The organism is Acidimicrobium ferrooxidans DSM 10331 (genome assembly GCF_000023265.1).
Taxonomy (GTDB): Bacteria; Actinomycetota; Acidimicrobiia; order Acidimicrobiales; family Acidimicrobiaceae; genus Acidimicrobium; species Acidimicrobium ferrooxidans.
Genome location: NC_013124.1, coordinates 1978547 through 1997190, shown reverse-complemented (window position 1 = coordinate 1997190; position 18644 = coordinate 1978547). Strand labels below are relative to the sequence as shown.

16 protein-coding genes and 1 pseudogene are annotated in these 18644 nt (G+C 68.2%); 13 read left to right on the top strand and 4 right to left on the bottom strand.

The genetic code is table 11. The features are described from left to right. Positions 1-36: 36 nt before the first annotated feature. Complete coding sequence (gene lysS / locus AFER_RS09855; RefSeq protein ID WP_015799287.1) at positions 37-1533, top strand: lysine--tRNA ligase; 1497 nt, start codon at positions 37-39, stop codon at positions 1531-1533. Between the two features lie 250 nt (positions 1534-1783). Here the strand turns inward: lysS and AFER_RS09850 are convergent, their stop codons facing one another. Next, positions 1784-2800: a polyprenyl synthetase family protein gene (locus tag AFER_RS09850; protein WP_015799286.1), complete on the bottom strand. Its 1017-nt coding sequence runs from the start codon at positions 2798-2800 to the stop codon at positions 1784-1786. A gap of 96 nt (positions 2801-2896) precedes the next feature. On the opposite strand from AFER_RS09850, the gene AFER_RS09840 reads away from it, so the two are divergent. From AFER_RS09840 to AFER_RS11325, 9 genes are all read left to right on the top strand, one after another. Further along, complete coding sequence (locus AFER_RS09840; RefSeq protein WP_015799285.1) at positions 2897-4783, top strand: hypothetical protein; 1887 nt, start codon at positions 2897-2899, stop codon at positions 4781-4783. A gap of 216 nt (positions 4784-4999) precedes the next feature. Then, the gene (locus AFER_RS09835) at positions 5000-7489 is read left to right on the top strand and encodes an ATP-dependent Clp protease ATP-binding subunit (protein WP_015799284.1); all 2490 of its coding nucleotides are present in this window, start codon (positions 5000-5002) and stop codon (positions 7487-7489) included. 3 nt (positions 7490-7492) lie between these two features. After that, on the top strand, positions 7493-8650 hold the full coding sequence (gene disA, locus AFER_RS09830) for a DNA integrity scanning diadenylate cyclase DisA (RefSeq protein ID WP_049755487.1): 1158 nt from the start codon (positions 7493-7495) through the stop codon (positions 8648-8650). A gap of 97 nt (positions 8651-8747) precedes the next feature. Beyond that, positions 8748-9227, top strand: a complete 480-nt coding sequence (locus tag AFER_RS09825) for a CarD family transcriptional regulator (protein ID WP_015799282.1) — start codon at positions 8748-8750, stop codon at positions 9225-9227. A 6-nt stretch (positions 9228-9233) separates the two neighbouring features. Next, a complete protein-coding gene (ispF, locus tag AFER_RS09820; protein ID WP_015799281.1) occupies positions 9234-10328 on the top strand; it encodes a 2-C-methyl-D-erythritol 2,4-cyclodiphosphate synthase in 1095 nt (364 codons plus the stop codon). Continuing rightward, positions 10315-11070, top strand: coding sequence for a 23S rRNA (guanosine(2251)-2'-O)-methyltransferase RlmB (rlmB, locus tag AFER_RS09815; RefSeq protein WP_015799280.1), 756 nt, complete (start codon positions 10315-10317; stop codon positions 11068-11070). The genes ispF and rlmB overlap by 14 nt, the downstream gene beginning before the upstream one ends. Before the next feature lie 11 nt (positions 11071-11081). Then, positions 11082-12653, top strand: coding sequence for a carbon-nitrogen hydrolase family protein (locus AFER_RS09810; RefSeq protein ID WP_015799279.1), 1572 nt, complete (start codon positions 11082-11084; stop codon positions 12651-12653). A gap of 54 nt (positions 12654-12707) precedes the next feature. Continuing rightward, on the top strand, positions 12708-14222 hold the full coding sequence (locus tag AFER_RS09805) for a purine-cytosine permease family protein (RefSeq protein WP_015799278.1): 1515 nt from the start codon (positions 12708-12710) through the stop codon (positions 14220-14222). Between the two features lie 44 nt (positions 14223-14266). Further along, on the top strand, positions 14267-14920 hold the full coding sequence (locus AFER_RS11325; protein WP_015799277.1) for a HEAT repeat domain-containing protein: 654 nt from the start codon (positions 14267-14269) through the stop codon (positions 14918-14920). 157 nt (positions 14921-15077) lie between these two features. Here the strand turns inward: AFER_RS11325 and AFER_RS13025 are convergent, their stop codons facing one another. Continuing rightward, positions 15078-15362 carry an integrase core domain-containing protein gene (locus tag AFER_RS13025; protein WP_425358547.1) on the bottom strand — a complete coding sequence of 95 codons (285 nt, stop codon included), beginning with the start codon at positions 15360-15362 and terminating at the stop codon, positions 15078-15080. A 102-nt stretch (positions 15363-15464) separates the two neighbouring features. Further along, positions 15465-16712 (bottom strand): annotated as a pseudogene (locus tag AFER_RS09785) (IS256 family transposase). A gap of 254 nt (positions 16713-16966) precedes the next feature. On the opposite strand from AFER_RS09785, the gene AFER_RS09780 reads away from it, so the two are divergent. The 3 genes from AFER_RS09780 to AFER_RS09775 are packed head-to-tail and all read left to right on the top strand — an operon-like array spanning position 16967 to position 18156. Beyond that, positions 16967-17287: a transposase gene (locus AFER_RS09780; RefSeq protein ID WP_015799253.1), complete on the top strand. Its 321-nt coding sequence runs from the start codon at positions 16967-16969 to the stop codon at positions 17285-17287. Continuing rightward, positions 17287-17493, top strand: coding sequence for a hypothetical protein (locus AFER_RS12125; RefSeq protein ID WP_143712027.1), 207 nt, complete (start codon positions 17287-17289; stop codon positions 17491-17493). Before AFER_RS09780 ends, AFER_RS12125 begins: the two co-directional genes overlap by 1 nt. A gap of 9 nt (positions 17494-17502) precedes the next feature. After that, on the top strand, positions 17503-18156 hold the full coding sequence (locus AFER_RS09775) for an IS3 family transposase (protein WP_143712031.1): 654 nt from the start codon (positions 17503-17505) through the stop codon (positions 18154-18156). Positions 18157-18226: 70 nt separating this feature from the next. Here the strand turns inward: AFER_RS09775 and AFER_RS09770 are convergent, their stop codons facing one another. Next, a complete protein-coding gene (locus AFER_RS09770; protein ID WP_049755482.1) occupies positions 18227-18601 on the bottom strand; it encodes a hypothetical protein in 375 nt (124 codons plus the stop codon). Positions 18602-18644 lie beyond the last annotated feature (43 nt).

Genomic DNA, 18644 nt, shown 5'->3' with positions numbered 1-18644 from the left:
CCTTGCGTCTCTGGGGCGTGGTGGAGAGGACGGACGATGAGCGCAGATGAACGTCGAGCGCCCGACGCTGAGACCGCAGCGCTCTTCGTGCCTCCGTACGCCTTTGGCGGGGTGGAGCCCGTCGATGTCGTGCGACGGCGGAGCGAGGGTCTCGCGCCCGACACCGTCACCGATCAGCAGGTCCGGGTGGCCGGACGGATCTTGCGCCTCAGGCGGCAAGGGAGGATGGCGTTCGGGGAGCTTCGAGACGCGAGCGGAGCGATCCAGCTCTGGCTGCGCGCCGATCGCACCCAGGCGTTCTCGACGCTGGCCGATTCCCTGGTGCTCGGCGACTGGGTCGGCGTCGACGGTGTGATCGCGACCACGAGGACCGGCGAGCGCTCCGTCCTCGTTGATCGGATCCAGCTTCTTGCGCATGCGCGCCGATCGTTCGGCGACAAGTGGCGGGGTGTGCGCGATCCCGACGTGCGTTACCGCCAGCGCTACGTGGATCTGTGGGCCAACCCCGGGGTGCGCGAGCGCTTCCTCGCCCGCAGCCGACTCGTGCGAGCCCTTCGCGACGAACTCGACGCACGGGGCTTCGTCGAGGTCGAGACGCCGATCTTGCAGCCCATTGCCTCGGGCGCGGCCGCTCGACCCTTCGTGACCCACCACAACGCGCTCGACATGGACCTGTACCTCAGGATCGCCCCTGAGCTCTACCTCAAGCGACTTGTGGTCGGCGGGATCGAGCGTGTGTTCGAACTCGGCCGGGACTTCCGGAACGAGGGTATCTCGCCTCGCCACAACCCCGAGTTCACGATGCTCGAGGCCTACCAGGCCTACGGCGACATCGACGCGATGCGCGAGCTCACGGAAGGGCTGCTCGCGAGCGCAGCGCGCGCTGTCTTCGGGTCGACCCGCGGCGAGAACGAGCTCGGTGTGATCGATCTGACCCCGCCGTTTCGCGCGGCGACGATGGAGGATCTCGTCTCGGAGGCGGTCGGCGAGCGGGTCAGCCTCGACGAGCCCGCACGACTGCTCGACCTCGCTCGACGGTTCGATCTTGCCGTGCTCGAGCCGGAGGCGGGGCGGGCGTTGGTCGCGCTCTACGAGGAGCTCGTGGAACCGCGACTCATCGAACCGACGTTCGTACTGGACTTCCCTGAGTCCGTCTCGCCGCTCGCTCGTCGTCACCGGTCGCGACCGGGGCGAGTCGAGCGCTTCGAGCTGGTCGTCGGGGGCCGCGAGCTCGTCAACGCCTTCAGCGAGCTCAACGATCCGGACGAGCAGCGTGCTCGCTTCGAGGAGCAGGCTCGTCAGCGCCGTGCCGGTGACGACGAGGCGATGGCCTACGACGCGGACTACGTGCGGGCACTCGAGTATGGCCTGCCACCGACGGGTGGTCTCGGCCTCGGTGTGGATCGGCTCGCCATGCTGCTCACAGGGCAGCGCCACATCAAGGAGGTCATTCTCTTCCCGACCCTGCGACCGGAGGCGGGATCCTCGGAGAGCGATGTCGACGAGGATGGCGCATCCGACGAGACGGCGTGAGGAGACGAGCGGCGCTGGTCGCGGAGCGAATCGGCGCATGGACCGCGTGACGGGGCTGCTCTCGTCGCCGGCGCACCCCGGGCGTCGGTCGGCTCGCTCGCTCGTCGGCTCGACTGAGCTGGGCGCCCGAGGACGGGGCGTTCCGACGGGGGTATGCCCGGCCGTGAGTTCGGCGACGTCGGAGCTCTGGCGCCGCGAGCTGATGCGCGGATGCTCTTGGTGGGACCGGTGGAAACTGGGCCGGGGGTGCTCAGGCGAGTGCGCTGGGTGCCGGTACCGCGGCTGCGAGGTGCTCGGCTGAGCTGACGAGCGCGCGAGCGAGCCGACCGAACCACGAATCGGACATGCCGAGCGTGTCGGCGAGCACGGCATCGAGATCGGCCTCGATCCTGCGCATCTGGCCGAGCGTGCCAGGGATGCCGTCGCTGCGACGGACCAGGCTGAGTGCGACGGCTCGTGGTTCGGGGTCTGCGGCTCGTGGGAGCACGTCCAGCAGGGCCTCGCGCACGGTGGGGTCGTGGAGCGCCAGGATCACCGGCAAGGTGTAGATCCCCTCCACCAGATCCTGTGCCGGCTCCTTGCCGAGTTGCTCGCGGGTCGCGACGAGGTCCAGCACGTCGTCACGGAGCTGGAACAGCATGCCGAGCGCGGTCCCAGCAGCCGAGAGGGCATCGAGCATCGCTTGGTCGCGTCCGAGGACGATGGCCGGGATGCGGGCCGCGGTCCCCATCAACGACGCGGTCTTGCCCGCGATGGTCGCGAGGTAGCGCTCGGTCGTGCGCGTGAGTTGGTGCGCGTCGGCAACCTCGAGGATCTGCCCCTCGCACATGGCGGCCAGCGTGTCCGCGAGCGCCGCGGCTACCTCTTCACCGAGGCGAGCTGCGATGCCCGCCGCGCGGGCCAACAAGAAGTCGCCGGTGACCACCGCGATGAGGTTGCCGAACCGGGCGTTGGCACTGGAGACCCCACGACGCTCCGAAGCCTCGTCCATGACGTCGTCGTGATAGAGCGAGGCGAGGTGCACGAGCTCGACCGCGACGGCGCCGCGGACGACAGGGTCGTCGGGAGACGGTGCGACCTCGCCGAGTGCAAGGGCCGTCGCCAGCGCAATCAGCGGTCGAACGCGCTTGCCGCCGGCCATGATGAGGTGCAGGGCGGCCGCCGTGATGTCCGGATCGGTCGTGGTCGCTGCTCGACGCAGCCCTTCCTCGACCGCCTGGAGGTACGGACCCGCCCACGGCTCACCGAGCGGCAACGGATGCTCCACCTCGTCCACCCTAGAGCCCGTCGGGTCCGTGTGGCCCCGGGTCCTTGGTCCCCGCGCCACGTGCCAGCGGCCGTGGTGTTCGGTAGTATCTCGCGAATGTCAGCCTACGACACCGTGTCTGCGTCGTCGACGGCGGCACGGATCGGGACACGGCAAGCGCGCGAGCGCGGCTCAACGTGGGCACAGCTCGCCTTCGCTGCGGCGTGCGTCGTGATCTATGGTGCCGAGGCGCTCCTGCTCAGCTGGCCCGGTGGCGCTCACCTGACGTCGAGGGTGATCGGCGATGGTGGTGACTCGCCGCAGTTTCTGTGGTACATCCACTGGGTCGCGGGCTGGCTGGTCGGTGCCCACGGGCTCTTCCTCACGCACCAGGTGCTCTATCCGAGGGGTGCGGACCTCGCGTGGGCCACCCTCGCGCTGCCTGCCGCCATCGTCGCGGGCGTGCTCGAGCACCTCGGTGCGACGCCGGTCCTCGCCTACAACCTCGCGCTCCTCGGGTCCCTCGTCGCCGACGGTGGTGCTGCGGCGTGGTGCGCGCGTCGCGTCGGGCTCGGCCGCGGCGCGGCCCTCGTCGCCGGTGCGATCTACCTCGCGAGCCCGTTCTTCATGGGCCAGATGCTCGGGCATCTCAACCTGGTCGACGGGGCAGGGCTCGCGTTGGTGGTGGGTTGGGCCTTCGACCTCTTCGATCGTGCCGATCCCGCTCTCTGGCGCTTCGGTGTGCTCGGCGCGCTCCTGGCGCTCGTGGTCTGGAGCGTCTACGACTACGGCATCTACGCGATCGCTGCCATCGTGGTGCTCTGGTTCGTGCATCCGCAGCTCGCGTCGAGGCGTCTCGCGACCCTCGTGGCGTGGTGGCGGGGCTGGCTCGTCCTCGGTGTTGTCGCCGTCGTCGCCGTCGCGCCGCTCCTCGACGCACTCCTGCTGAGTCCGCTCGCGGTTCACGGTGGGGCGCAGACGCCCTTCTCGACCCCGTGGGTGGTCGACGCGCTGTCCTTCTTTGTGCCTGATCCGTGGGGCGCCTTCCACTTCCTCGCCCCCGTGTGGCACCTTGCCCCGAACCTCGCGGACGGCTCGGGCTTCCCTGGCGCTGGTCCCTGGATCGGCCTCGTCGGTGGCGTCGCGATCGTCGTACGCCAGCGCCGTCACGGTCCGCTCGCGCCTCGGCTCGAGCGGTTGATCCTGCCACTCGGGCTCGCCATGCTGATCTTCGCTCTGGCGTCCATGGGCCCTTACCTCCACGTCGATGGGGTGCTGACGCCGATCCCGCTTCCGTACCTGCCCTTCGATGCGATCCCGTTCGTGTCCGACACCCTGCCGGAGCGTCTCGCGGTGCTCACGGCGCTGTTCGGGGCACTGCTCGGCGCAGCGGTGCTCGAGTGGGTCTGGGTTGCGCTCGGGCGCCGTCGCCACCGCCGGCTGTTGCGTGCGGGGCTCGTCGCGGCCGTTGCGGTGGCGCTCTGGGTCGGTTCGGCGCCGACGCCGTTCCCCGACACTGCGCTCCCGCTGGTCCCTCGTCCCCGCGGGATCGCAGCGGTCGGTGGCACCACGTTCTACGTGCCGGTGGTCATCCCGACCCAGAGTGCCTGGGCAGCTGGGATCGCGCTCTATCCCTACGAGGCCGCCGTGATCGGGACCCCGACGCCCGAGGGCTATGTGTCACGCCTGCCCGCGCAGACGATCGCTCGGTTGAACGACTCCGCCGTCCTCGGCTATCTCTGGAGCGTGGCCCAACCGACCCAACCCGACGCGTCGCTGGCATCGCGGGCGGCCCACGAGCTGCCGGGGTACCTTGCCCGCCACGACGTGTGCTCCATCGTGGTCGATCGCAGCCTGCTTGCCCAGCCGCAGGCCGCGGTCGGGTGGTTGGAGGCGCACCTCGGTGCGATCTGGCACGTGTTCGCGGTCAATGCGACCTGGTTGGTCCTCGTGCACGCGCCCGGCGATGGCTGCCGCTCGGCGACATCGAGGGCGGTCTCGTGAGTACTCCGTGAGCGAACTGTCGAGCCTGCCCACAGACACAGCCCAGCTGTCCGTGGCAGACTGGAGCAACTCGGTGGTTCAGCCTGGCGCTGCCGATGCCGACGTCAAGGCATGTTCGAGCGATGTTGAGCGTTGCGGGTAGAATGAAGGAACCAGGTACCAGATCGGAGTCGAAGGGTCCTCAACCCGGAGGTGCCGATCGAGGAGGCGAGAGACTTGTTCGAGCGATTCACTGATCGGGCACGTCGAGTGCTCGTGCTCGCGCAGGAGGAGGCCAAGCTCCTCCACCACAACTACATCGGGACCGAGCACATCTTGCTGGGTCTCGTGCATGAGGGAGAAGGGATCGCAGCCAAGGCGCTCGAATCGCTGGGTGTCTCACTCGACCAGCTGCGCGAGGAGGTGACGCGCCAGTCCGAGCCGTCGCCAGGGCCGACGCCGAACTCCCCCGCATTCACCGTTCGAGCGAAGAAGGTCCTCGAGTACTCGCTCCGCGAGGCGCTCCAGCTCGGTCACAACTACATCGGCACCGAGCACATGCTGCTCGGCCTCGTGCGCGAAGGTGAGGGGACCGGGGCCAAGGTGCTGCTCGCGCTTGGCGTCGACCTCACCAGGGTGCGCCAGCAGGTGATGCAGATCCTGTCGTCGACCGAGGGTCGCCCCACGGTCGGTCAAGGGGCCGGACCGTCCCAGGGGCAAGACGCACCCGGTGGTTCGCCCATTCTTGATCAGTTCGGTCGGAACCTGACGCAGATGGCGAGGGACCGCAAGCTCGACCCCGTGGTCGGTCGCGACAACGAGATCGAGCGCATGATGCAGGTTCTCTCGCGTCGTCAGAAGAACAACCCGGTGCTGATCGGGGAGCCTGGGGTCGGCAAGTCGGCGATCGTCGAGGGCCTCGCGCAGCGCATCGTCGCTGGCGAGGTGCCCGACACCTTGCGCGGCAAGCAGATCTACACCTTGGACCTCGGTGCGCTGGTGGCGGGCAGCCGTTACCGGGGCGACTTCGAGGAACGCCTGAAGAAGGTCCTCAAGGAGGTCCGCACCAAGGAGAACATCATCCTCTTCATCGACGAGATCCACACGCTCGTCGGTGCCGGTGCGGCCGAGGGAGCCATCGACGCCGCGTCGATCCTGAAGCCGATGCTCGCCCGCGGTGAGCTCCAGACCATCGGGGCGACCACCATCGACGAGTACCGCAAGCATCTCGAGAAGGACGCTGCGCTCGAGCGGCGCTTCCAACCGATCAAGGTCGGCGAGCCCTCGATCGAGGACACGTTCGAGATCTTGAAGGGTCTCCGTGAGCGCTACGAGGCCCACCACAACGTCACCATCACCGACGAAGCGCTGGTGGCCGCCGCCAACATGGCGGACCGCTACATCTCGGATCGCTTCTTGCCCGACAAGGCCATCGACCTCATCGACGAGGCGGGGAGCCGGCTGCGCATCAAGCGCGTCACCAGCCCGCCCGAGTTGCGACAGGTCGAGAACGACCTCACCCGCACGCGTCGTGACAAGGAAGGCGCGATCGCCCGTCAGAACTTCGACGAAGCCAAGCGGCTGGCGGCGCGCGAGAGCGAGCTCGTCTCGCGCAAGGCCGAGCTCGAGGCGGCGTGGAAGCGCGAGGGCGATGAGCGTTTCGGCGTCGTGGACGAGGAGGTCATCGCCGAGGTCCTCGCGATGTGGACGGGCATCCCGGTCAACCAGCTGACCGAGGAAGAGACCTCCAAGCTGCTGCGCATGGAGGACGAGCTGCACCATCGGATCGTGGGGCAGGAAGAAGCCATCAGCGCTTTGTCTCGAGCCATCCGTCGTACGCGCGCTGGGTTGAAGGACCCCCGTCGTCCATCGGGCTCGTTCATCTTCCTCGGCCCGACGGGCGTGGGCAAGACGGAGCTCGCCAAGACGCTGGCCGAGTTCCTCTTCGGCGACCAGGACGCGCTGATCCAGCTCGATATGAGCGAGTACATGGAGAAGCACACGGTCGCTCGCCTCGTCGGTGCGCCGCCGGGCTACGTCGGCTACGACGAAGGTGGTCAGCTGACCGAGGCGGTTCGGCGTCGGCCGTTCTCCGTCGTGCTCTTCGACGAGATCGAGAAGGCGCATCCCGACATCTTCAACACCTTGCTCCAGATTCTCGAGGACGGTCGCCTGACGGATGCGCAGGGTCGCACGGTCGACTTCAAGAACACCATCCTCATCATGACGTCGAACCTCGGGACGCAGGACCTGCACCGCGCCCAGGTCGGTTTCGCGAAGTCCTCGGAGGACGTCAACCACGAGCGGATGAAGATGCGGCTGAACGAGGCGCTGAAGACGCACTTCAAGCCGGAGTTCTTGAACCGTATCGACGAGGTGATCGTGTTCCACGAGCTTCGTCGCGACGAGGTCATGGCGATCGTGAGCCTCTTGTTCCGCCGGGTGCAAGATCAGCTCCAGGCGAAGGGGATCGGCATCGAGCTGACCGAAGCCGCCAAGGGCTTCCTGGCAGATCGTGGTTACGATCGAGAACTCGGAGCTCGACCGCTGCGGCGTACCATCCAGCGACTCGTCGAGGATCCCCTCGCCGAGCGCCTCTTGCACCAAGAGTTCAAGGCGGGCGACATGGTGGTCGTCGATGTGGAGGGCGAGGAGATCGTCTTCCGGGTGATGGAGGGACTCGAGCCGCCCCCGATGGAGCTGGCCGGCTCGAACCCACAGGAGTAGTCGGTGGAGCGCGCTGTCGCACGGCGCGCTCCACGAGGCTTCGAGAGCGCGACCGGGGTGCCGGTTCCTGCGTCTGACGGAGGGAGCAGCGTGGAAGGCGCGGGCATCGAGGAGGCACTGCGGAGCGTCGCTCCAGGGACGCCCCTGCGCCAAGGGCTCGACCGCATCTTGCTGGCGCGCATGGGAGCGCTCGTCGTGCTGGGCGATTCGCCCGAGGTCCTCGAGCTCTGTACCGGCGGCTTCCTCATCGAGGCCGCCTATACCCCACAGCGGCTGTTCGAGCTCGCCAAGATGGATGGCGCGATCATCCTGTCCTCGCACGGGTCGCAGATCGTGCGAGCGAACGTGCACCTCGTGCCCGATCCACGCCTTCCGACCAGTGAGACGGGCACGCGCCACCGTACCGCCGAGCGTGTGGCAGAGAGCGTGGACGCTACGGTCGTGGCGGTCTCGGAGGAGCTGTCGGTGATCTCCGTGTATCGACGCCGCGAGAAGCGCACGCTGCAGCCCATCCCCCAGCTGCTCTCGCGCGCGAACCAGGCGCTCTCGACGCTCGAGCGCTATCGGGGGCGCCTCGACCAGGTGCTCGAGCAACTGAACGGGCTCGAGTTGCGCGAGCAGGTCAGCTTGCGCGACGTGGTCTTCGTGCTGCAGCGAGCCGAGATGGTGCGTCGGATTCGGGAGGAGATCGACGGCTATCTGGTCGAACTCGGTGCGGACGGACGCCTCGTCGCACTGCAGGCGGCCGAGATCACCCTCGACTTCGACCGCGACTACACCGATGTCCTCCGGGACTTTCTGGGGGTGTGCGACGAGGGCGAGGTGCGCGACATCAAGGAGCTCTTGGCGTCGCTGGATCTCGACGAGCTCATGAACGTCGTCCAGCTGGCGCGTCACGTCGCCGAGCGCGCGCGCTGCGTCTCGCTCGCGCACGAGGATCTCTACGACGGTGAGCTCCTCGGCGTGAACCTGCCGTCGAAGGGCTCCAGGCTGCTGCACCACGTGCCGCGGCTGCCGCGATCGATCGCCGCGCGTATCGAGGAGCGAGTCGGTTCGCTGCATGCGTTGGCGAGCATGGAACCCGACGAGCTGGCGACCGTGGCTGGCGTGGATCCCGACTGGGCCAAGGCGGTCGTGGCTCACCTCAGGTCCTACGAATAGCCAGGTGACCTGGACTTTCACCCTGATCGACCTGGTATACTGGAAGCGCTACGAGTGAGCCCGACGCGCACGAGGGCGTCGGGAAAGTGAGGAAGCTGTGCCATTCGACGTCGGTGACAAGGTCGTCTACCCGCAGCATGGTGCCGCTGTGATCACCGGACGGGAGGTCGTCGAGGCCTTCGGTGAGGCCAAGGAGTACTTCGTCGTCACGGTGGCCTATGGCGATCTCACCGTACGCTTGCCCGTCGACGCCGTCGACGAGGTCGGCCTGCGCGAGGTGATCAACGACGAAGAGGTCGAAGAGGTCTTCGCCGTTCTGGGGAAGAAGGACGTGCGCATGCCCGCGAACTGGTCGCGGCGCTACAAGAACCACCTCGAGAAGGTCAAGTCCGGCGACATCTACCAGGTCGCCGAGGTGGTGCGCAACCTGACGCTGCGCGATCACGACAAGGGGCTCTCGGCCGGGGAGCGCCGCATGCTCGCCAAGGCGCGCCAGGTGTTGGTCTCCGAGCTGACCTTCGCCCTCGACGTCGCGCCCGAGGAAGCGGAGGCTCGACTCGACAAGGCCCTCGCGTAGGGCGCGGTGGCGGTCGCCACCCTCGTCGTCGCGGCGGGGCAAGGGAGTCGTTTCGGTGGCCCGAAGCAGTTCGAGGCGCTCGGCAATCGATCGCTGGTCGAGCATGCGGTCGAGGCCGCGCGCGCGGTGTCGTCGCAGGTGATCGTGGCGCTCCCGCCGGAGGTCGATCGGGTCGTCGAAGGGGCGACGACGGTTGTCGGCGGGAGGACGAGGTCTGAGTCGGTCCGCCGGGCCTTTGCGGCCCTCGAGGGCGCGCCGGAGTTCGTCCTGGTGCACGACGCGGCACGCCCGTTGGCACCGGTGTCGCTGTTCGAGAGGGTCATCGCCCGTCTTGCGAACGGTGCAGCGGTCGTCGTCCCGGCCCTTCCCGTTGCGGACACGATCAAGGAGGTGCGCGACGGTCGGGTGACCCGCACGCTCGAGCGAGCCCACCTCCGCGCGATCCAGACACCGCAGGGCTTCCACTACGGCGTGCTGGCTGGGGTGATCGGCTCAGGGCTGGAGGGCACCGACGACGCGGTCGTCGCCGAGCAGCTGGGCTGGACCGTGGAGGTGGTCGACGGGTCCCCGTCTGCGCGCAAGGTCACGACGCGACGCGACCTGCGAGATCTCATCGGTGTGCGCGTCGGGTTGGGGCTCGACCAGCATCCGCGCTCCGACGAACCCGGACGGCCGTTGGTGCTCGGCGGGGTGACGGTGCCTGGGCCTGGCCTGCGGGCACACTCCGACGGGGACGCACTCTGTCACGCGGTGGCAGATGCGATGCTCGGCGCCGCTGGGATCGGTGGCATCGGCGACCTCTATGCCGACACCGACCCGGCCTTTCGCGGAGCCGACTCCTTGGAGCTGCTCGCGGGCTGTGTTCGGCTCGTGCGGGGTCGAGGTCTTCGGGTCGTGCAGGTCGACGCGACCATCGTGTGCGAGACACCGAAGCTCTCGCCGTATCTCGCCCGGATGGCCCGCACGATCGAGGGTGTCGTCGCGGCGCCAGCGCTCGTCAAGGCCAAGCATCCGGAAGGCATCGGTGCGCTCGGTCGTGGCGAGGGCGTCGCTGCGCTCGCGGTCGTGCTGCTCGAAGGCGTGGTCGATGCCGAGGACTGATGTGCACCCTCGTGGTGGCCGTGGGCTCGGCGGTGAACGAGTCGAGGGGAGGCGCGCGGTCCTCGAGTGCTTCCGGGCTGGGCGCCGTCGCGTCAGGCGCGTGATCGTCGAGGCCGGGCGTGAGCCGGAGGCGATCATCGAGGCCGCGGCGCGCGCTGGCGTCCCCGTGGAGCTCCTGCCGCCAGAACGTTTCGAGCGCGTCGCGCGCACCGAGGTGCACCAGGGGGTCCTCGCCGACTGCGACCCGGTGGTCGATGTGGGCCTCGACGGTCTCGCCGACGGTTCGCTGCTCGTCGTGGTCGATCATCTCGAGGATCCGCACAACCTCGGGGCGGTGCTCCGCAGTGCCGCCGCGTTCGGCGCCGACGGCGTGGTGTTGCCGCGCTACCGGAGCGTTCCGCTCACACCGACCGTCACCAAGGTCGCAGCCGGTGGGGTCGAGTGGCTGCGCTTCGCTCTGGTGTCGTCGATCCCGGCCGCGCTTCGTCGACTCCGAGCGCGCGGGGTGTGGAGCGTTGGGCTCGACGCCGACGCCGCGACGAGCGTCTTCTCGCTCACCCTCGCCACGGAGCGCCTCGCGCTCGTCGTCGGCGCCGAAGGGCGCGGACTCGCGCCGTTGGTCCGCCGCGGGGTGGACGTCACGGCGGCGATCCCGTTGGCGGCGACCGTCGCCTCGCTGAACGCCTCGGTCGCGGCGTCGATCGCGCTCGCGGCCATCGTCGACGCGCGCACTCGCGCCTGAGTGAGGTCCGCGTGCGTGTCGCTGCGATCATCGAGGCTGCAGGAGCGCTCGACCCAGCGCACGGAAGGGAGCGACTCCAAGCGCGCGTCGCGGCCGCCGTTGCTCGTGGCGCATCTCTCGTCGTGGCGCCGGAACTCTCCGTGACCGGCTATCTGCTCACTCGCGAGGAGGCGCGCGCGGTCGCAGAGGTTGCCGACGGCCCCACGGTTGCTGCGATCGTCGAGGCGCTCGCGGGCGAAGCGACCACGGTGGTCGCGGGGATCGTCGAGCAGGCTCCGGATGGCTCCCTGTACAACAGCGCTGTCGTCGTCTCGGCCCAGGGTCTCGAGGCGACCTACCGAAAGGCACATCTGTGGGTTGACGACACGGTGTGGGCGGTACCAGGCGACGAGCCGGGCGTCACCATGGAGGTGGGTGACGCCATCGTCGGCCTCGTCATCTGCGCCGATCTCGATCTTCCCGAGCCACTCGCGGTACTCGGGCGCGATCCGGCAGTGGTTGCCGTGCCGACGGCGTGGCCCGAGGAGCGCACGCCCGCGCTGGCGTGGTGGGTGCGCGCTCGTGATGTCGGTGCGACGATGGTCGTCGCCAATCGTGTGGGCACCGAACGCGGCGTGCGCTTCGGCGGAGGTGGCTGCATCATCGCACCCGACGGGACGATCGTCGCCTCACGCGATGGCCCAGGGGTGGTCCTGGCCGACGTGGAGGCGAGGCGGCCCCGTGCCGCACCGTCGCTGGGCGTGCCTCGCGAGCTCCTCTCGAGCGCTGGCGAGTGGTCGCGAGCGGCGCTGGCGGAGCGAGCCGGTGCTCGATGGTCGGCCATCCCGGTCGGTCGTCGTGTCGGGGCGATGCGTCTTGCGCGCCCCGTCGCTGTCGAGGACCTCCGTGCGATCCTCGAAGGCCAGCCGAACGCCGCCGAGCTGCTGGTGCTCCCGGCGCTCACCGTCGAGCACGACGACGAGCTTGGGTGGCTCGAGCCGTGGTCGCGCGTGGCTGGCTGTCGTGTCGTTGCGCTCGTGCACATGCCCGGTGGTGAGCGACGAGTGCTCGATACGGCGAGCGACCTGCGAGCTGCCCCGAACGATGCTCCCGTCGTCCTTCCGGGTGGGGTTGCCGTCGCCGGGGCCGAGGGTCTCCTCGATTGGCGCATCGCCCGAAGGGCAGCCGAGGCGGGCGCGTGGCTCCTCCTCGTCAGTATCGTCCGGGTCGACCCGGAGCTTGCCCCAGTGCTTCGCCCGCTCACCACGAGCGAACTCGCGCCTCGCGACGGCGATCCGCGTGCGCCGTTTCGACTCTCGCTCGCACGGGCGATCGAGTCGGATCTCGTCGTCGCGGTGGCTGCTGTCGAGCCCGGTGGGGCGGGCCCCACGATCGCCGGCGTCGTCGCTCCTGGCGGCCGAGACGGGCTCGGCACGGTGGCGGTAGCGCCCCTTGGTGGCGTCGCCACCCTCGTCGTCGACCAGGCGCTCACCGACGCCCTCGATGCACGGCCTGCCTGGCGTCGTCGTCGGCCTGCGCTGTATCGGCGGGCGATGACGGCCCGCGCCGCCGTGACGCGCGGGCCATCGTTGCGTGAGAGATAACGAATGATGCTCGGTTTGCCTTCACGTGGATGCTGCCCTTGATAGGATCGATCCATGGATTCCGACGCCTCGCGAGCGCAGCCCATCATCGAGGCCCGCTCCATCGACTGGGTGCCGACTCGGGAGCGCCATGGCAAGCTGTGGCATCAGGCGCCGCTGTGGTTCCTCGGTAACTTCCAGTACTTCACGATCCCGATCGGCTTCATCGGGCCAGGACTCGGATTGTCGGTCGGTTGGACGATCCTCGCTGGCACGTTGGGCATCGTCGTGGGGACGTTCTTCATGGCGTTCCACGGCTCCCAGGGCCCGCGCTTGGGTCTGCCGCAGATGATCCAGTCGCGAGCACAGTTCGGCTATCGCGGCGTGATCGTCGTGCTGTTTGCGGCACTGTTCACCTACGTTGCCTTCAACGTGACCGACCAGGTGCTCTTGGCCGATGGACTCTCGAGCGCGTACGGCTGGAATGCCGAGGTCGTCGCCGTGGGCTCGACGCTGATCGCCGCCACCCTCGCCATCTTGGGCCATGACTGGGTCCACCGTGCCTTTCGGGCTCTGCTCATCGCGTCGTTCCCCTTCATGGCCATCGTGTCCGTCGCGGTGCTGCTTGGCTCCGTGCACGGCAGCCACGTGGCGAGTTCCCACCTCGGCTTCACGACCGTCGGGTTCATGGCGGAGTTCTCCGCGTCCGCGGCCTACAACATCACCTACGCGCCCTACGTCTCCGACTACTCGCGCTATCTCCCGGTGTCCACGCCGACGCGTCGGGTGATCGCCTCGGTCTTCTTCGGTGCCTCCGCGAGCGCGGTGTGGCTCATTGCGCTGGGTGCTTGGTTGGCCGTGCATCTCAACGCCCAAGACGGCCTCACGGCACTCCGTGCCGCCGGCAACGGTGTCGTCGGGGGACTCGGATCGGTGACGGCGATCCTCTCCGCGGCGGCACTCGTGGCCACGATGGGGATGAACGCCTACGGTGGCTCGCTCACGCTGCTCACCGCCATCGACAGCGTGCGGAGCATCACGCCGAGTCGGCGTTGGCGCCTTGGCGTGACGGTCGTGCTCACGGTGGTCTGGTTCGCGATCGCAGAGTTCATCACCCAGAACGCCGTCAACACCGTCGCGACCGCGCTGACGCTGATGCTCTACCTGCTCGTGCCGTGGACGGCGACGAACCTCGTCGACTTCTTCGTCGTCCGACGTGGTCACTACGCCATTCGTGATCTGTTTACCCCAACTGGGATCTACGGTGCCTGGAGTGCTCGGGGCTTGATCGCGTACGCCATTGGCTTTGCGTCGGAGGTTCCGTTCATGGTGCTGGGCCAACTCGGCCCCGTGAGCTACACCGGACCCGTCGCGCGCGCACTCGGTGGGGTCGACATTTCTTGGATCGTGGGCCTCGTTGCGACGGCCGTCGCCTATCTCGTGCTCGCGCGGTTGGTGCCGATCCCCGACGAGGCCGCACGAGTTGCCGCAAGTGACGCCTGGCTCGACACCATCGAGGCATCCGACGCAGGCCCTGCTGGTCTTTCGTCATCTGGGACGGCGCTCGGTGAGGTAGCGCCCGAGGGATAGCCGATCCGCTCGTGCGGTCCTGCGGCTGACGCTAGGGTCGATACGTGAGTAGCGCGAACCCATTGGATGTCCTCGATGCACCGGTATCGACGCTGCGCGCCCTGGTGGCAGCAGGAGGACGCAGTGCTCGGACGGCGGCGATCGCGCTGGCACGCCGCGGTGATGAGCAGGATCTCGCCTGGCTGCTCGCTCACGACGACGCCGACGTCCGCGTCGGGGCGCTGTGGGGGGCGGGTCCCTCTGCGATCGGGCATCAGCGTGCGCGGGGCCTGCTCGGAGACCCTGACCCGCTCGTCGTCGAGGCGGCCTGTTGGATCCTCGGCGAGGTCGGCGATCGGGACGACGTCGCAGTGCTCGTGACCAGCGCTCGTGTCCACGAGGACCTCAGGGTTCGCGAAGCGGCGATCGCCGCGCTCGGATCCATCGGTGCGCCCGAGGGTCTCGACGTCGTCATCGACGCAGCTCGCAACGACAAGCCGGCGGTTCGACGGCGGGCGGTGGTTGCGCTGTGCGCCTTCGATGACCCACGTGCCGACCGCGCGCTCCGCGCTGCCGCCACCGATCGAGACCGCCAGGTGCGGTCGGTGGCGGCGGACCTGCTTCGCGATCGGGGTGGGCTCGGCGTCGTCGATGACGAGGACACGAGTGGGACTCCATCCGGTGCCGACCCGTCGCCCGACGCTTCGGATCGCGCTTGATCGTCGCGGCGAGAGGGTCTGGTCTCGAGACGGTGCATGATGCCGCATGGTCTGAGGGCGTTGCCGGGGCTGCGCTGGCGATGTGCTGGGTGTTGGAATTGACCAAGGCACCCTCGAATTCCTCGATGTTGACAGTCCCCAACAAACGAGTCCGCCTTCACCTGTGTGGGCTTCCCCTCATTTGCTTGACAGGCTGAATTTGGGCCACGGCCACCTCCCTGCAGGCCCAGGAGAGCTCGTACTCCACGGGCGGTAGGTACCCAAGCGTCGAGTGCAAGCGGACGGTGTTGTAGCGCTGGATCCAGGTCGCGATGGCCGAGCGGGCCTCGGCCAGGTTCGCGAAGCGGTAGCGAGCCACAAGCTCGCGCTTCAAGCTCCCAAAGCAGGCCTCGGCCACGGCGTTGTCGTAGCAGGTCGCAACTCTGCCCACTGACTGGCGAATGCCGAGGGTCGCAAGTAGGCTCCGGACCTTCCGGGAGAGGTACTGGATGGCGCGATCGGATCACGTCCCACCGAGTGGTGTAAATTCACTCCCTGGCTGGCCTCAGCCTACCACTGCAGGCTCTTCCTCGGCGGGCGACGGCAGCACCGGAGGAGCGCCAGGGGGCCGAGGCGTCTCGGAGGTGCCCGCCGTGTCGTCGTCGCTCGTGGCAGTCCCGAGCTCGGCCATGGACTCCTGTGACAGGTAGTGCCGCTCGGCAACGGCCCACTCCTCGTGCTGCTCGAGCACGACCGCGGTGACGAGGCGCAGGAGAGCGGCGTCGTTCGGGAAGACCCCGACGACGTTGGTGCGCCGCTTGATCTCATGGTTCACCCGCTCGAGCGGGTTCGTCGACCAGATTTTTCGCCAGTGGGCCTCCGGGAAGTGCGTGAAGGTGCAGACCTCCTCCTTGGCCTCGGCGAGCATGGCAGCAACCGCTGGGAGCTTCGCGGCAAGGGAGTCAATGACCTGGTCGTACTGGGTACGTACCGCTCCCGGGGACGGCTGAGCGAAGATCGTGCGGATCTGGGGCCAGGACCATCTCCTCAGCTCCCCTTCGGAATGCGGCTGAGCACATCGCGCACGCTGCACTCGGCACCGCTGCCAGCTCGCCCCGATGAAGCACCTGGCAATGGCGTTGGTGAGCCCCCGATGGGCATCGGAGCTGACGAGGCGCACACCACTGAGGCCACGATCCCTGAGCTCCCTCGCGCACTCGGGCGAGAAGCTCTCAGTCTGCCCATCCCCGACGGCGACGCCAAGGACCTCGCGGTCCCCAGTGGCATTCACGCCCGTGATGGTCACGACGGCACGGGAGACCACCTGGTGCTCGAGGCGGCCCTTGACGTAGGTGGCATCGGCGAAGAGGTAGGGGAACTCGAGATGGTCCAGCCTGCGGGTACGGAACCCTGCCAGCTCCTCGTCGAGGGAGGCGACGATCCGGGAGACCTCGCTCCTCGAGATCCCCGTCCCACCGAGGGCCGTGACGAGGTCGTCGACCTTGCGGGTACTGACTCCCTCAGACGTAGGCCTCCATGACGACCGCGTAGAGGGCACGATCGACTCAGACGGCGGCGCTCGAGGATGCTCGGGAAGAAGCTCCCCCGGCGGAGCTTCGGGATGTGTAGCTCCACGTCGCCGGCCTTGGTGACGAGCAGACGGTCGCGGTAGCCGTTGCGCTTGCGTCTGGCGTCCCTCGCCTCGTTCGTAGCGGCCAGCGCCAATGACCGCCGCAGCCTCTCGCTCGATGAGGGCCTGGAGCACGAGCTCCACCCCCTCCCGGATGACGTCGATGTCACCGCCCGCTCTGATGGCGCCAGAGCAAGTGGGTAAAGTCGGAACGGGTCAGGGCCACTGGATACCTCCTCTGGCGAGCTGTTGACTGACACGCCAGAGATCGCCCGGTGGCCCGCCCTCCTGGAGTGCAGGCCGCCCAGAAATTACACCACTTGGTGGGACGCCACTCGCGATCGCTGTGGAAGATCGCCCCAGCCAGGCTGAGCCGCCCCAGATTCCGTTGACACGTCGTAAGTCACACGTACCATGGCAGAGGGAAGGGGAGGTCGATGGGGACGTCGAGAAGGAAGTTCACCCTGGAGTACCGGACCGAGGCGGCCCACCGGGTCATCGACAGCGGCCGGAGCGTCCCAGAGGTGGCCCGTGAGCTCGCGATCGGGGAGCACAACCTCTATCGATGGGTGCGGGAGGAGCGCAGGCGGATCGAAGCAGCAAACGCCACTGGCAGCCCGCCCCTCACGGCGCAGGAGCGCACCGAGCTCATCAGGTTGCGCAGGGAGCTCGAGGAGCTGCGCAAGGACAACGAGTTCCTGGGAAAAGCAGCCGCGTACTTCGCCGCGAAGCCACCACGCAAGAGAGATTCGCGCTGATGGAGGCGGAGTACGCTCGCTTCAAGATCAAGCGGATGGCACGCTTCCTCGAGGTCTCCCGGGCTGGCTACGACCGATGGCGACGCACCCAGGTAGCACCGTCGCGTCGGGCATGTGCGAGACGCGACCTCGAGGACCGAGTGGTCGCGGTCCACCAGGCATCCTCTGGCACCTACGGCGCACGACGGATCACGGCGGCACTCTGAGCCGCTGGCGTGGTGACGAGCCACAACACGGTGGCAGCAGCGATGGCCAGGCGCGGCATCGCCGGTATCAGCCCCAGGAGGTTCCGCCCAGCGACCACCCACGCCGATCCGAAGGCGATCTACCCACCAGACCTCGTTGCCAGGAAGTTCGACCCGGGGCGCCTGCACGCCCTCTGGACCTCGGACATCACCTACCTCGCTCTCGCCGGCGCGATGGCATACCTGTGTGTGGTGCGCGACGAGCACTCGCGGCGGGTGCTCGGATGGAGCGTCGCGGAGCGCATGGAGACCACGCTCGTGCTCGAGGCCCTCGGCCAGGCCGTCGCGGTGCGTGGGTCCCACGCGCAGGGGGTCATCTGGCACACCGACCGAGGGAGTCAGTTCAGCGACCATCGAGTTGTGGCCTTCTGTGCCCGACACGGGATCACGCGCTCCATGGGGCGAACCGGCACCTGCTACGACCACGCGAGCGCGGAGTCCTTCTGGTCGATCTTCAAACACGAGTTCTTCTACCGCCACGCCTTTGGCGACCTCGCCGAGCTGCGCCGCGGCATACAGAGCTACATCCAGTTCTACAACCACCAGCGCAGCTGCTCGAAGATCGGCTACCTTGCCCCAGTCGTCTTCGAGCACCTCGTCGCGGAGGAGGCTCGCGTGAAGTAACCTGGGTGTCTACGAAATCTGGGGCACCTCAGGCTGCCCCGAGTCCCGAGGGCTCCGCGGATCGCCTGGATCACCAGCCCATCGGGCATGCGACGCTCGAGTGACCAGCCCACGATCCGCCTGATCCGAGATCCACCTCCGTGGCGAGGTAGCAGAAGCCCTCGTCGGTGCGGACGTAGGTGATGTCGCTCACAGAGCGACGCGCTGGCTCACCAGGAGCGAAGTCCTGACAGACGAGGTCTGGGAGGGGTGCGTCCTCTTGCCGCGTCGTGGTACGCACGAAGCGGCGGAGTAGACACGCTGCTATCTCGAGCTCGCGCATCATGCGCTCCACCCGCTTGTGGTTGACGCAGTAACCGCGTGTCGCAGCTCGTGGGTGATGCGGGGACTTGGCGTAGGTGCCGTCGCTCTCGTGCCAGATGGCGTGGGGCTCGCTCGCGAGCACCAGGTGCTCGGGATCCTCGCCTCGTCCCGACGGTGTCGCCAGG